We start from the raw sequence: 12,876 nt of genomic DNA, 5'->3' as shown, positions 1-12,876 counted from the left end.
GAGTGTCAACAACCGGCCGAGCATGGCGCCTGCGCGCCGCGGCGACTTCCGTGCCGTCTCCATGCTAGAGCGCCGGCACGACGCATCGCGGCGTATCCTGCCCGCCCGGCCGTCCCGAATTGACGGGCAGGGCCGGGTCCAGGCGACGCCAGCATCAGGACGGGACGCGCATGGACAGGGCAGCCACGGATCCGGTCGCGGAGGGGTTCGTCGACCGCGACGAGGTCGCGCGCTTCGACGCGCTGGCCGCCACGTGGTGGGACGAGACCGGCCCGATGCGCGTCCTGCACCGGTTCAACCCGGTGCGGCTTGCCTATATCCGCGATGCGCTCTGCCGGCGATTCGGGCGTGATCCGCGCGCACCCTTCCCGCTGGAGGGATTGTCGGTCTGCGACGTCGGCTGCGGCGGCGGCGTCCTGTCGGAGCCCCTGGCGCGGCTCGGCGCGCGCGTGACCGGGCTCGATCCGGCTGAGCAGAACATCGCGGTGGCCAAGGCCCATGCCGAGGCGGCTGGCGTGCCGGTTGATTATCGTGGGCAGACTATCGAGGCGGTGGTCGCCGACGGCGAGAGCTTTGACGCGGTGCTGATCATGGAAGTGGTGGAGCACGTCTCCGACATGCCGGCCTTCGTGCGGACCGCCTGCGCGGCGGTGAAACCCGGCGGGTTGCTGTTCGGAGCGACGCTCAACCGGACGCTGCGCTCCTTCGCGCTCGCCATCGTCGGGGCCGAATACGTGCTCGGCTGGCTTCCGCGGGGCACGCATGACTGGCAGAAATTCGTGACGCCAGAGGAGCTCGCCCGCGCCGTCCGGGCAGGCGGCCTCGCTGTCACCGACACGGTAGGTGTCGTCTACAACCCGCTTACGGACAGCTGGCGCATTAGCCGCGACAAGGCGGTGAACTATATGGTCGCGGCCGAGCGATCTGCTTGAACGGATTGTGCCTCTCGCCGTTGTCAACGCGGGGGATGAGGCGGCGATGCTCGAGAAGATCCCCGCTGCGATCAGCACAGTCCTGTCAGGCCTGAAGGCGGCCCTGGACAAGGCGGTGTCGCGGGCGAATTTCGCCGAAATCCCCGAGAGCCTGACGCGGTCGAGCCCGGCCTTCGACGATGGGGCAGATATGCTCGCCCGGTTCACGTCGGGCGACGCGGGCGTATCGCCACCCCTCGCCTGGAACGGCCTGCCGACCGCCACGGCGGCGCTCGTCCTCTTCGTCGAGGATGCCGGAAGCCGGACGACATTGCATCCGCTGGTTCATCTCATCGTCTGAGCGCTCGCGCTTGAGCCCGCCGAATTTTCGGAGGCTGTGCTGCCGAGCCCCGGGCGCGCCGACTCCGGCCACGCGGCGGGCCGGAACAGCTTCCTGCGCGCGGAATGGCTGCCCCGGATCCTGCCACCGACCATGGACCGAACGATTACGTCTTCCGGATCTACGCGCTCCGGCAACCGTTGCCCCTGGCTAAGGCGCCGGGCCGAGGCGCGCTCCCAAAACTCATGCGCGGATATATCGTCGCGAAAAGCACGCCGACAGGCGTTTACCATCGGTCATGATCAAGCGGTAACCGCAACGATACAGCTCTGCCCGGCCAGCCCCGTGCGTTGTGCAGCATCTGTGATCTCCGTATTGTGTCGACCAGAAAAGTGGTCTGGGCAGACCAACCGGACATGGCTGGAGACCGAGCCTGTGGGCGTCGACGTGCGCACGAAGCGGCGGAGCGGCAGCAATGTGGCGCGCGCGCTGGCTGCTTCTGATGTCGGGACTTGGACCTGGCACATCACCGACGACGTTCTCCGATGCGATGCCGTCGCCGCGACGATCCTGGGTCTGCCCAGGACCAGGAATGGCATCGGGACCACCTTCGCGGCGTTCCTGGAGCGGATCCACCCTGAGGATCAGCGGCGGATCGGATCGATCATCGACGACCTTCGCCGACAGGGTGGTCTGTACATCGCGCAGTACCGAACGGTACCGGAGCCCGGTGAGATCCGCTGGGTCCTGGCGCGCGGCCGCTTCATCCGGAACGCGCAGGGCATCGTTGGCGAAGCCCATGGGATCGTCATTGACGTGACCGCGTGCAGCCGGGACGGCTTCCTGGACGAAGCCGCGTTCTGCGCAACCGATGTGGCAGCGGGGGGCATCGACCGTATCGCCGAAATGGCCCTGGCTCTGTACGGCGCCGCCGAGGATGGTCTTCCCCGACCGGGCTTCGAGCGTCTGAAGCCTCTGCTCGACCTGCTGTTGCACGAGATTGGCCGGCAACTTGCGGTCGCGCCGGCTGTGCCGGACCTCGACAGGATCCATTGAGGCGCGCGGGCGGCACGATGCGCGCCGTGCCTTGCTTTCGCGGGGCGAATCCTGATATGGCCGCGCCACCCCGCGATGCGTGAGCCGTGATCGCTGGACGCGACATCGCGTCCTGCCTCGCGATCACGTTCCCGATATCTTACCCATGGACGGCCCTCCGGGCTCGAGAGACCGATGAAGATTCGCAACTCCCTCAAGTCCCTGCGTGGCCGCCACCGCGACAACCAGCTCGTGCGTCGCAAGGGCCGGGTCTATGTGATCAACAAGACCCAGAAGCGCTTCAAGGCCCGCCAGGGCTGAGACTGCCCCGCCCGGCCGCGTCGGGTCCGGACCGCTTCGATCAGGGGGACGGCCGTGTCCGAACGGGTGCGGCCGTCTCCGCTTGCGCGCGGCACCGCGGCACGTTGACGGATGCGGGCCTGACGCACAGTCTGGTCGCATGATGCCGAGCCGCCTCCCCGCCGCCCTGGTCTGCCTGTCGATCCTCGCCGTGCAAACTTCGGTGGTGCAGGCGGCGCCGGACACGGCGCGTCCCGGTCGCGCCGCTCCCGAGGCGAAGCCGGTGCCGAAGCCACCGAGCCTCGACGATCTGTTCGCGCGCCTCCGCGCCAGCGAGGATCCCGCGGAAGCCAAGGGTATCGCCCAGCTCATCGAGCGGCGCATGGCCGGGTCCGGCAGTCCGACCGCCGACCTCCTCACCGACCGAGCCCGTCAGGCCGTCACCGCCCACGACTTCGACCTGGCCGCCGAGTTGATGGATCGCGTCACCGTCCTCGAACCGAACTGGTCCGAGGGCTGGAACCGACGCGCGACGGTGTTCTGGCTTCTGTCCGACAAGGACGATGCCTTGGCGAATCTGCAGCGGGCCCTGGTGCTGGAGCCGCGCCACTTCGAGGCCTGGGCCGCGATGGGCCGGATCTACGAATCGATCGACGACAAGGCGCGGGCCCTGGCCGCTTTCCGGCGGGCGCGGGCACTGTACCCGCAGATGGAGAAAATCGGCGAGGCGATCAACCGTCTCACTCCGGAGGTCGACGGCCGCGACCTGTGACCCGGGTGATCGCCGTCCTCCTCACCGTCCTGGCGTTACCTCTCGCCCTGACCAGCCTCGTGCTGGCAGTCGGCGCGCTGGCGACCTTGGTGATCACGCTCCGGGTCGGCCATGCTAATCCGCCTGCGGGACCGTTCGTCGCGATCAGCGGTGGGCGGCTCGCGACCCTGCAGGACGGCCCGGCCGACGGGCCGCCCATCGTGATCCTACACGGGGCCTCGGCCAACGCGTCCGACCCGATGGAGGGCATTGGGCATCGCTTGGCCGCACAGGGCTTCCGGGTCATCGCCTTCGACCGGCCGGGTTTCTGCTGGAGCGATCGGATCGCCGGAGGTGACGCCGCGGCCCCATCCGCGCAGGCCGGGATGATCGCGGAAGCGCTGCAGCGCCTGGGTGTCGGCCCGGCGATTGTCTTCGGCCATTCCTGGGCCGGCGCGCTCGCCCTCGCCCTTGCCCTCGATCACCCGGAGCGGGTCTCGGCCCTCGCCCTCGGGGCGCCCGTGGCGATGCCGATGCCGGACCGCGTGAAGGATCTGCCCTGGTACTGGCGGATCGCCGTCAAGCCGCCGGTTGCGTGGCTGCTCAGTCGGACGGTCGGTCCGCCTCTGGCGCAGCATTTTCTCCCCGTGGCGGCGCGGCGAGTCTTCCTGCCGCAACCTCCGCAGGCGGATTACCCGGAACGGGCTCGGTCGGAGCTGGTCCTGCGGCCGGAAACCCTACTCGCCAACGTCCAGGATCTGCTCGGCCTGTCGCACGCCCTCGCAGCGCAGAGTCCCCGTTACGGCGAGATTCGCATGCCCACCCTGGTGATCTCCGGCGAGGCCGACCCGATCGTCCGCGCCGACACGCAGGCGGTGCCACTCGCGCGAGCGATCCCGGGCGCGCGGCTCGTGCTGCTGCCGGGCATCGGGCACATGCTCCAATACGTGGCCGCCGAGCGCGTGACGGAGGAGATCACCCGGCTGGCCGGTGCGACGGGCACAACTGGTCGGGAGCCGACCGTCGCGCATTGAGGCGCCGGGCGGCCGGGCACGGCGATTCGCCCCATTCGTCGTTTCCGCGGTCATTCCGGGGCGCCGCCAGACGAGCCCGGGACCCAGGACCGCCGCCCGTGCCATGAATGGGCGCCTTCGGCGCCTCCTGATCCCGGGCGACGCTGCGCCGCCCCGGGACCACGCAGTGCCGGGGATCAGATCCCGCGTTACGCCTTCTCGGCGTGCTCGCGGGTGATGAAGGTCAGCCGCACGAGGTTGGTGGCGCCCGGCGTGCCGAACGGCAGACCGGCCACGACGATCACCCGGTCGCCCACCGCGGCGAACTTCTCGCGCACGGCGAACTTTGCGGCGCGGAACGACATGTCGTCCACGTCGCTCGCGTCCTTGGTGACGATCGGGTGCGTGCCCCACGCCATGGCGAGGCGCCGGGCGGTCTCGCGCCGGGGCGTCAGCGCGATCACGGTGGCGTTCGGGCGCTCGCGCGACAGCCGCAGGGCCGTGGAGCCGGAATTGGTCCAGGCCATGATCGCGTCGAGGCTCAGCGCGTCGACCATCTGGTGGGCCGCCGCCGCGATGGCGTCGGCCGCCGTCTCGTCGGGGGTCGCGCTCTGCGCGCGGATGATCGACCAGTAGATGGCGTCCCGCTCCACCTGCTCGGCAATGCGGTTCATGGTCTCCACGGCGCCGATCGGGTGGGCGCCCGAGGCGCTCTCCGCGGAGAGCATCACGGCGTCCGCCCCCTCGTAGACCGCGGTTGCGACGTCGGAGACCTCGGCGCGGGTCGGGACCGGCGCGGTGATCATCGATTCGAGCATCTGGGTCGCCACGACGACAGGCTTGCCGTAGCGCCGGGCGCCGCGGGTGATCCGTTTCTGCACGCCCGGGACCTGCTCCAGGGGCATCTCAACGCCGAGATCCCCGCGGGCGACCATCAGCCCGTCGGAGATCTCGATGATCTCGTCGAGGCGCGCCAGAGCCTGCGGCTTCTCGATCTTGGCCATCACCAGCGCACGGCCGGCGCAGACCTTCTTAACCTCGGCCACGTCTTCGGGCCGCTGGACGAAGGACACGGCGATCCAGTCGGCGCCCGCGTTCAGGCCGGCGTCGAGATCCGCCCGGTCCTTGTCGGTCATCGCCGGCACCGGGATCACGGTGTGCGGCAGGGACACGCCCTTCCGGTTCGAGATCCGGCCGCCGACCTCGACGCGAGTGACGGCCCGATTGTGCGCCGTCTCGACCACGGTTAGCCGCAGCTTGCCGTCGTCGAGCAGGATGGCGTGACCCGGCTCCAACGCCTCAAGGATCTCGGGATGCGGCAGGTGGCAGCGGGCGGCGTCGCCCGGCGTCGGGTCGCCGTCGAGCACGAAGGTCGCGCCGGCCTCGATCATCGCGGCGCCCTCCGCGAAGGTGCCGAGCCGCAGCTTCGGCCCCTGCAGGTCGACCAGGATGCCGATCGGCCGCTTGGCCTCGCGCTCGATGGTGCGGATCGCCTCCACCTTCTCGGGCAGCTTCTCGCGCGGCAGGTGGCTCATATTGAGCCGGAACACGTCGACGCCCGCGCGGAACAGCCGCTCGATCATCTCCGGCGAATCGGAGGCCGGACCGAGGGTGGCGACGATCTTCGTGCGGCGGGACCGTTTCAAGCGTATTTCCTCCGTGTTCTCGTTGCCGCGCGGCGTCGAGCGCCGGCGGTTGAAAGATCTGGCTCAGCGAGCGCAGATCGGCTGTGAGCATCCCTGGCCGGACAGCGTCAAGGCCGACGTCTCGGCCGCCGCCTTCACATTACGGTTTCGCCGGCGCGTCAGGCCGGTTGGGATCGGTGAGCTGGATGGTCCAGCTCTTCTGCTCGCCGGTATCGACTTCGAAGAAGCCGTTCCGGTCGTAGCCGCGGGCAAGACAATCCTCGATGCCGCGAATCGTGAACTCCGAATCGCGGGTGCACATGAGCGAACGGCCGCTCCACTCGCCGCCGCGCGTGTAGTCGACCGCGAAGACGTAGTAGAACCGTGCCGCCAGCGCGCCCTTGAGCAGCGTCTCGCAGGCCTTCGGCGCCAGATCCCACCAGCCCTCCGTCACCCAGCCCTGGGGGTCGCGGTAGCCCAGCGAGATCCCGACCTTGCTGGCGGTCTGGTTGCACAGGCGCAGGTCCGCCCGGGCAGGACTCGCGCCGAGGAGTGCGAGGCCGAGGACCATGACTGCCGGGAGGATCTGAGCCGCCGAGATGCGAGACCTAGTTGACGAGGATGATGCGGCAGTCGTTGACATTGGTGCAGGTCGGACCGGGGTTCACGAGATCGCCGAGGGCCGCGAAGAAGGCGGTGGAGTCGTTCTGCTCCAGCATCGCGGCCGGGTCGAGGCCGGCGGCGCGGGCCCGCTCCAGGGTCGTGGGATCGACGAGGCCGCCCGCCGGATCGGTGGCGAGGCCCCGCCCGCCGTCGGTCCCGTCAGTGTCGGCGCTGATCCCGAAAATGCCGGGCTCGCCATCGAGCGCCACGGCCAGCGCCAGGGCGTATTCCTGGTTCGGGCCGCCATGACCCTCGCCGCGAATGGTGACGGTGAGCTCGCCGCCGGAGATCAGCGCGACGCGCCGGCCGGCCGCCTTGTGGCGCTTGGCCTCGGCCGCGTGCTCGGCCGCGACCTCGCGGGCCTCGCCCTCCAGGTCGGCACCCAGCATAATCGGCTCGTATCCGGCGGCCCGGGCTGCCTCGGCGGCGGCGTTCAGGGCGTCGATCGGCCGGGCGATGATGCGGTACTCGGCGCGGGCGAAGGCGGGATCGCCGGCCTTCGGAGTCTCGTTATTCGAGTCGTTGAGGAGGCGGACCGCCTCCTCTGGCAGAGGGATGCCGCGCTTCTCGCAGATGACCCGGGCATCGGCCAGGGTCGAGGGATCGGGCACGGTCGGCCCAGAGGCGATCACCGCAGGATCGTCGAAGGGCACATCGGAGATCGCCAGGGTCAGCACGCGCCGGGCGTTGCGGGCCGCGAGGGCGAGGCGGCCGCCCTTGATCCGCGAGATGTGCTTGCGCACCGTGTTGATCTCGCCGATCGGCGCGCCGGAGCGGAGCATCGCCCGAGTGATCGCCTGCTTCTCAACGAGTGTCAGGTCGCCGGCCGGGGCGATCCAGTTGGCCGAGCCGCCGCCCGACAGCAGGACTAGGACCTCGTCGTCCGGCCCGGCCTCGGTGGCGAGCCGCAGGGCCTCCCGGGTCGCCGAGATGCCAGCCTCGTCGGGGACCGGATGGCCCGCCTCGACCATGTGGATGCCCGGCGCGTCCTGCCCGTAGCCGTGTCGCGCCACGGCGAGGCCGACGATCCGGTCGTCACCGAGGCCGTGCTTCTGCCGGTAAAAGCGGCTCGCCACCGCGCTCATGCTGCCGGCTGCCTTGCCGGCGGCCAGGATGATCAGGCGGCCCGGGCTCGGCTCCGGCAGGTGCGGCGGCAGGCAGAGATCCGGATGGGCGGCGCGGATCGCGGCCGTGAGGATCGAGTCGAGGAGCGCGCGCTGGTCCCGGTTGGCCGCGTCGGTGACGGGCGGAACGGTCTCGGTCATGGCGTCGAACGGGCTCCTCTCTTGTTCGCGTCGCGCACTCCCCGCCCGTTTCTTTTCTGGGCGGCGGGCCCGTTTCTTGCCGTGAGCGCACGATCCTTGATAGGTGATCTGCCCGAGCGGCCGCGCGACGGCAAGCGCCATCGGCGCCCTCGCACAGATCTGAAGACCTCGGAGCCCCGTGACTCGACCGGAGACAGAAGCGGCCGTCCCGCCGGCGCATCCCTGCGAGATCCTACCCGGCGAGCCCGCCTGCGGCCTCGTCATCGCCTGCGACCACGCCTCGAACTTCGTGCCGCCGGACATCGCGCTCGGAGTCCCCGCGTCGGAATATGCCCGGCACATCGCGTACGACATCGGCGCGGCGGCGGTGACGCGCAGCCTCGCGGCGCAGCTCGGCGCCCCGGCGATCCTCACGAACTTCTCCCGCCTCATCATCGACCCGAATCGCGGGCGCGACGATCCGACCCTGGTCATGCGCCTGTCTGACGGCGCGGTGGTGCCGGGCAATGCCCGGATCGACGAGGCCGGCAAGCAGGCCCGGATCGCCCGCTTCTACGCGCCGTTCGACGCGGCCATCGACGAGGCGATCGCCGCCGCCCAGGCATCCGGCCGGCCCCCGGTGCTCCTGACCATGCACAGCTTCACGCCCTATTGGCGCGGCATCGCGCGGCCCTGGCAGGTCGGAGTCCTGTACGACCGCGACGACCGCTTCGCCCGCCCGCTCATCCGCGCCCTGGAGGCTGATCCGGCCGGGCTCACTGTCGGCGACAACCAGCCCTACGGCGGCGGCCTGCCGGGCGACACGATCGACCGCCACGCCACCGCGCGCGGCCTCGCGAACGCCCTCGTGGAGATCCGCCAGGACCTGATCGCCGGAGCGGACGGGCAGGCGGAGTGGGCCGCGCGCTTCGCCCGCGTCCTGCGCCCGCTGCTCGCGGCTTGATCTCCGTGCGGCCGCTCCCGAAATCGGGAGCGGCCCGCCTGACCTGAAGAGAGTGCGACCGATGAGCGAGATGGATCCCCGGACCCAGACGGAACTCGAGGCGGCGGTGTTTCGCCGCCTGGTCACGCATCTGCGCAACCGGACGGATGTGCAGAACATCGACCTAATGAACCTGGCGGGCTTCTGCCGAAACTGCCTGTCGAACTGGCTCAAGGATGCCGCCGACGAGACGGGCGTGGCGCTGACCAAGGACGAGAGCCGCGAGGCGGTCTACGGGATGCCCTACGCCGAATGGAAGGCGCGCTTCCAGACGGAGGCGAGTCCGCAGCAGCAGGCGGGCTTCGCGGCCGCGCAGCCCAAGGATCATTGAGGCGGCGACCGGCGTGCGGCGAATCGGCTAAGCTTCCGGTAAGGCCGGCCCGTTAACCACGGGTCCAGGGCGCAACCGCGCCGTGCATTCGGGAGAGCCCCATGAACGCCCATTCGATGCCCACCGCCGCACAGCGGCCCGGCGGCGACGTCTCGTCGGCCGAGGGTGTGGCCGCGGACGAGCTGAAGCAGTTCATCGAGCGCCTGGAGCGTCTCGAGGAAGAGAAGGCCGGCATCATGGGCGACATCAAGGAGGTGTTCGCCGAGCTGAAGGGCCGGGGCTTCGACGCGAAGGCCGTCCGCACGATCCTGCGCATCCGCAAGCAGGACCACAGCGAGCGCCAGGAGCAGGAGGCGATCCTCGAGCTCTACATGCAGGCCCTCGGCATGGCGTAGTCGGACCGGGCGGAAGCCCGATCCATCCCCTCCGCGGCCGGCGTCTGGAGGTGCCGGAGCGCGGCCGAGGCATCGACGAAGCCCGACTGGGATTGTGCGGCAGGCTGGAGCCTTCCTTCGAGGGCCGCCGAGGCGGGCACCTCATAGGAGGCGCGCGAGAGGGGGGCGCTCCACGCACTCCGCCCTGCGGGTAGGACGACGCGACGCTCAGTGCGCCTCCGCGGCAGCCGGAAGGGCCGGCACGTCGAGGCCGAGGGTGCGGCTGGGATAGCCGGCGGCATCGAAGTAGCGGGTCTCACCCACGGTCTGGTAGGCGAGAACCGTGACTTGGCCCGTGGCGTCCGGCTCAGAGCGCAGCTCCGCCCGGGCGAAGGTCGGTGTGCTGCCGTTCGCCAGTGACTCGGTCAGGACGCGTCCGACCAGCTGGCCCTTGCCGGGGATCGTCAAGCCCAGGAGCTGGGCGATCGTCTTGCCGAGATCGGCGTTGCTCGCCGGCACCGGGCTCCGCAGGCCGGCCCGGAAGCTCGGCCCCATCGCGCCCATGACGTTGCGGGTATCGGCGCGGGAGAAGCTGCCGTGCATGCCCTGCCCCTGCTGCAGCCCGGTATCGGAGACTTCGACCCCGCAGGTGGTCGGGTCGGCGCAACCGGTCGAGAAGCTCCGGAAATTGACTACGATCGCCGGCATCGGCGTCAGCGCCGACCCGTCGAGGGCGATCGCCGCGAGGGGCAGCGTTCCCGGGATCGGGCCGAGGGCCGCGCTGACGAACAGGCCGCTCACGTAATCCTGGCGGGCCAGGACCTCGACCACGCGCTGCGCCAGCGCCCGGTCGCCCTCCGGCAGGTAGACCAGATCCGAGCCGCCGTTGGCCGCGACCACGACCGCCGGCTTGGCCGGGTCCGTACCGATCAGGCCGTTGGCCCGGCTCGGGAAGGCGTCAGGACCGAGCTTGGCGCCCTTCGCGTCCGGGTCGAACAGGCTGAGCCCGAGGTCGTGTGCGAGATCGACGGCGAGGAAGCCGGGCGGAAGCTGGCCTTTCGGAACACCGCGGTAGGTCTGCGACGCGGCGAAGCTCGTCGCGCTCTCCTTTGAGATGGTCGAGAAGCCATGGTCTGAGGTGACGATCACGTCGGTGCTCTCGGCGAGGCCCTGCGCCTTCAGCGCGGCGAGCAGCGCGGCCAGGTTGGAATCCGCGTTGCGGATCGCCGCCAGGCTCGTCAGTCCGTTGATCCCTGGCACCAGCCGGCCGAGACTGTCGCCCTGATTGTGCTGCGTCCCGTCGGGATCGCGCGACCAGTAGACAAGCACGAACGGCTTTCCGCGGGCCTTGAACAGCGGCAGGACTGCCTTGGTGGCCACGTCGGTGAAGTAGGCCTGCTGCTCGACGTTGGCGGCGAGCGTCCCGGGCACCTCGGCGGTGCCGGACTGGCCGTTGGCGCCCCGCGTCGGCGCCTGCAGCGGCAAGCCGGTCGCGGCGAGGCGCGCGCGGAGGTCCTCGCTCAGCGGGATGCCGCCGGCCCGGCCCGTGCTGTCGTCGACCAAGACGCTGTCCTGCCCGGAGCGCCCCGTGTGGTCGAAGACCAGCGAGGGCCCGAGCTTGCCGATGCTGGCGGTCGAGAGGCCCTGCGCGTGCGCCGCCCGCAGGATCGTCTCCTCGTTGAGGTAGTTGCCGGCGAAATGCGCATCGACGTCGCCCAGGACCGGGTCGCTCTCCAGAAACGGCGTGAGGCTCTCGCCCGCCCCGGGGACCGGGAAGGCCGTGTAGATCGTGTTCCCGAACTGGCCGGTATCACCCAGCATATGGCCGGTCGCCATGGCGGTGGCGTTCGGCATGGTGAAGGTCGGGAACAGGGAGTGGGTGTTGGTGAACCGCACCCCGGCCTTCATCAGGCCGTCCATGGCCGGCGTGGTGGCGGCGCTCACGAGCCCGTCGCGCAGCCCGTCGGCGATGAACAGCACAACGTTGCGGGGCTGCGGCTCGGCGCGGGCCGGCCCGGCGATGCTCAGGCCGATGAGACAGGAAACGAGGACGCGCCGCATACCGAATCTCCGAGTGATCCGGTCCGCGGCGTGAGCCCGAACGATGACAGGCGCGTGACGGATCCTAGGGATCGTGTCCCAAAAGTCCGTCGGGAGTATCCCCCTCCCGGCGGGAGGGGGACGGGTCTCAGGCCGCGCGCTTGGCGCGGTTCAGCAGCTTCCGGTTGACCAGCACCTCGGCGATCTGCACCGCGTTGAGGGCCGCGCCCTTGCGCAGATTGTCCGAGACGCACCAGAAATTCAGGCCGTTCTCGACCGTCGCGTCCTCGCGGATGCGCGAGATGTAGGTCGCGTCCTCGCCGGCCGCCTCGTGGGGGGTCATGTAGCCGCCGTTCTCGCGCTTATCGATCACCAGCACGCCTGGAGCGGCGCGCAGGATCTCGGTGGCCTTCTCGGCCGAGAGCGGGTGCTCGAACTCGACGTTCACCGCTTCCGCGTGCCCGATGAAGACCGGAACGCGGACGGCGGTCGCCGTCAGCTTGATCTTCGGGTCGAGCATCTTCTTGGTCTCGGCGACCATCTTCCACTCTTCCTTCGTGTAGCCATCCTCCATGAACACGTCGATATGGGGGATGACGTTGAAGGCGATGCGCTTGGTGAACTTGCCGCCCTGCTTGATCTCGCCGGCGGTGAACACGGCGCGGGTCTGGTTGAACAGCTCGTCCATCGCCTCCTTACCGGCGCCGGAGACCGACTGGTAGGTCGAGACCACCACGCGCTTGATCGTGGCCGCCTCGTGAAGGGGCTTGAGCGCGACGACCAGCTGCGCGGTCGAGCAGTTCGGGTTGGCGATGATGTTGCGCTTGGTGAAGCCGACCACGGCGTCGGCGTTCACCTCGGGCACGATCAGCGGCACGTCGGCGTCGTAGCGGAACGCTGACGAGTTATCGATGACCACGCAGCCTGTCTGACCGATGCGGGGCGACCACTCCTTCGACGCCTCGCCGCCCGCCGACATGAGGCAGATGTCGGTGTCGGAGAAGTCGTACGTGTCCAGCGTTTTGACCTTGAGCGTCTTGTCGCCGTAGGAGACTTCCTGACCCTGGCTGCGGCGCGAGGCCAGCGCCACGACCTCGTCGGCGGGGAAAGCCCGCTCGGCCAGGATATCGAGCATCTCGCGGCCCACGTTGCCCGTGGCGCCGACGACGGCGACCTTGTAACCCATCTCTCGTCTCCGCGCGGAAAACCCCGACCGATCCGGGTGCCGCGCCTGTGCCAGTACAAT

At 69.9% G+C, this 12,876-nt stretch carries 14 protein-coding genes; 9 read left to right on the top strand and 5 right to left on the bottom strand.

The window, feature by feature from the left end:
• Positions 1-170 precede the first annotated feature (170 nt).
• The 6 genes from ubiG (at position 171) to CIW48_RS16855 (ending at position 4,371) form a co-directional block, all read left to right on the top strand.
• A complete protein-coding gene (ubiG, locus tag CIW48_RS16880; RefSeq protein WP_149311796.1) occupies positions 171-932 on the top strand; it encodes a bifunctional 2-polyprenyl-6-hydroxyphenol methylase/3-demethylubiquinol 3-O-methyltransferase UbiG in 762 nt (253 codons plus the stop codon).
• 46 nt (positions 933-978) lie between these two features.
• On the top strand, positions 979-1,272 hold the full coding sequence (locus CIW48_RS34025) for a hypothetical protein (protein WP_246695282.1): 294 nt from the start codon (positions 979-981) through the stop codon (positions 1,270-1,272).
• 414 nt (positions 1,273-1,686) lie between these two features.
• On the top strand, positions 1,687-2,307 hold the full coding sequence (locus CIW48_RS16870) for a PAS domain-containing protein (RefSeq protein ID WP_149311795.1): 621 nt from the start codon (positions 1,687-1,689) through the stop codon (positions 2,305-2,307).
• 174 nt (positions 2,308-2,481) lie between these two features.
• Positions 2,482-2,607 (top strand): type B 50S ribosomal protein L36, encoded by a 126-nt coding sequence (gene ykgO / locus CIW48_RS16865; protein ID WP_003601867.1) that lies wholly within the window; start codon positions 2,482-2,484, stop codon positions 2,605-2,607.
• A 139-nt stretch (positions 2,608-2,746) separates the two neighbouring features.
• Positions 2,747-3,358, top strand: coding sequence for a tetratricopeptide repeat protein (locus tag CIW48_RS16860; RefSeq protein WP_149311794.1), 612 nt, complete (start codon positions 2,747-2,749; stop codon positions 3,356-3,358).
• Positions 3,355-4,371, top strand: a complete 1,017-nt coding sequence (locus CIW48_RS16855) for an alpha/beta hydrolase (RefSeq protein ID WP_149311793.1) — start codon at positions 3,355-3,357, stop codon at positions 4,369-4,371. Before CIW48_RS16860 ends, CIW48_RS16855 begins: the two co-directional genes overlap by 4 nt.
• 188 nt (positions 4,372-4,559) lie before the next feature.
• Here the strand turns inward: CIW48_RS16855 and pyk are convergent, their stop codons facing one another.
• The 3 genes from pyk to CIW48_RS16840 form a co-directional block, all read right to left on the bottom strand.
• On the bottom strand, positions 4,560-5,996 hold the full coding sequence (gene pyk, locus CIW48_RS16850) for a pyruvate kinase (RefSeq protein ID WP_149311792.1): 1,437 nt from the start codon (positions 5,994-5,996) through the stop codon (positions 4,560-4,562).
• 139 nt (positions 5,997-6,135) lie between these two features.
• Positions 6,136-6,546, bottom strand: coding sequence for a DUF1036 domain-containing protein (locus CIW48_RS16845; protein WP_149311791.1), 411 nt, complete (start codon positions 6,544-6,546; stop codon positions 6,136-6,138).
• Positions 6,547-6,583: 37 nt separating this feature from the next.
• Positions 6,584-7,903: a glycerate kinase gene (locus tag CIW48_RS16840; protein WP_149311790.1), complete on the bottom strand. Its 1,320-nt coding sequence runs from the start codon at positions 7,901-7,903 to the stop codon at positions 6,584-6,586.
• A gap of 178 nt (positions 7,904-8,081) precedes the next feature.
• Here CIW48_RS16840 and CIW48_RS16835 point away from each other — a divergent pair, with 178 nt between their 5' ends.
• The 3 genes from CIW48_RS16835 to CIW48_RS16825 all read left to right on the top strand — a co-directional run bounded on the left by CIW48_RS16835 (position 8,082) and on the right by CIW48_RS16825 (position 9,611).
• A complete protein-coding gene (locus tag CIW48_RS16835) occupies positions 8,082-8,846 on the top strand; it encodes an N-formylglutamate amidohydrolase (RefSeq protein WP_149311789.1) in 765 nt (254 codons plus the stop codon).
• Between the two features lie 61 nt (positions 8,847-8,907).
• Entirely contained in the window at positions 8,908-9,216 is a 309-nt protein-coding gene (locus CIW48_RS16830; protein ID WP_149311788.1) for a DUF1244 domain-containing protein, read from the top strand.
• Between the two features lie 116 nt (positions 9,217-9,332).
• Positions 9,333-9,611 carry a DUF2312 domain-containing protein gene (locus tag CIW48_RS16825; protein ID WP_026604676.1) on the top strand — a complete coding sequence of 93 codons (279 nt, stop codon included), beginning with the start codon at positions 9,333-9,335 and terminating at the stop codon, positions 9,609-9,611.
• Between the two features lie 207 nt (positions 9,612-9,818).
• Here the strand turns inward: CIW48_RS16825 and CIW48_RS16820 are convergent, their stop codons facing one another.
• Both CIW48_RS16820 and CIW48_RS16815 read right to left on the bottom strand, forming a co-directional pair.
• Positions 9,819-11,651, bottom strand: coding sequence for an alkaline phosphatase family protein (locus CIW48_RS16820; RefSeq protein WP_149311787.1), 1,833 nt, complete (start codon positions 11,649-11,651; stop codon positions 9,819-9,821).
• 127 nt (positions 11,652-11,778) lie between these two features.
• On the bottom strand, positions 11,779-12,816 hold the full coding sequence (locus tag CIW48_RS16815; RefSeq protein WP_149311786.1) for an aspartate-semialdehyde dehydrogenase: 1,038 nt from the start codon (positions 12,814-12,816) through the stop codon (positions 11,779-11,781).
• Positions 12,817-12,876: the final 60 nt, after the last annotated feature.

It is taken from the genome of Methylobacterium sp. P1-11, assembly GCF_008329595.1.
In the GTDB taxonomy this organism is placed as follows: Bacteria; Pseudomonadota; Alphaproteobacteria; order Rhizobiales; family Beijerinckiaceae; genus Methylobacterium.
Note: the sequence above shows the minus strand (reverse complement) of the source record. Positions and strands in the feature narration are given on the sequence as shown.

Bases quoted from the DNA above. Each gene is read 5' to 3' on its own strand.
- CIW48_RS16825 (WP_026604676.1), top strand. From the start codon at position 9,333: ATGCCCACCGCCGCACAGCGGCCCGGCGGCGACGTCTCGTCGGCCGAG.
- CIW48_RS16815 (WP_149311786.1), bottom strand. From the start codon at position 12,816: ATGGGTTACAAGGTCGCCGTCGTCGGCGCCACGGGCAACGTGGGCCGC.
- CIW48_RS16845 (WP_149311791.1), bottom strand. From the start codon at position 6,546: ATGGTCCTCGGCCTCGCACTCCTCGGCGCGAGTCCTGCCCGGGCGGAC.
- ykgO (WP_003601867.1), top strand. From the start codon at position 2,482: ATGAAGATTCGCAACTCCCTCAAGTCCCTGCGTGGCCGCCACCGCGAC.
- CIW48_RS16840 (WP_149311790.1), bottom strand. From the start codon at position 7,903: ATGACCGAGACCGTTCCGCCCGTCACCGACGCGGCCAACCGGGACCAG.
- CIW48_RS34025 (WP_246695282.1), top strand. From the start codon at position 979: ATGCTCGAGAAGATCCCCGCTGCGATCAGCACAGTCCTGTCAGGCCTG.
- CIW48_RS16830 (WP_149311788.1), top strand. From the start codon at position 8,908: ATGAGCGAGATGGATCCCCGGACCCAGACGGAACTCGAGGCGGCGGTG.
- CIW48_RS16820 (WP_149311787.1), bottom strand. From the start codon at position 11,651: ATGCGGCGCGTCCTCGTTTCCTGTCTCATCGGCCTGAGCATCGCCGGG.
- ubiG (WP_149311796.1), top strand. From the start codon at position 171: ATGGACAGGGCAGCCACGGATCCGGTCGCGGAGGGGTTCGTCGACCGC.
- CIW48_RS16860 (WP_149311794.1), top strand. From the start codon at position 2,747: ATGATGCCGAGCCGCCTCCCCGCCGCCCTGGTCTGCCTGTCGATCCTC.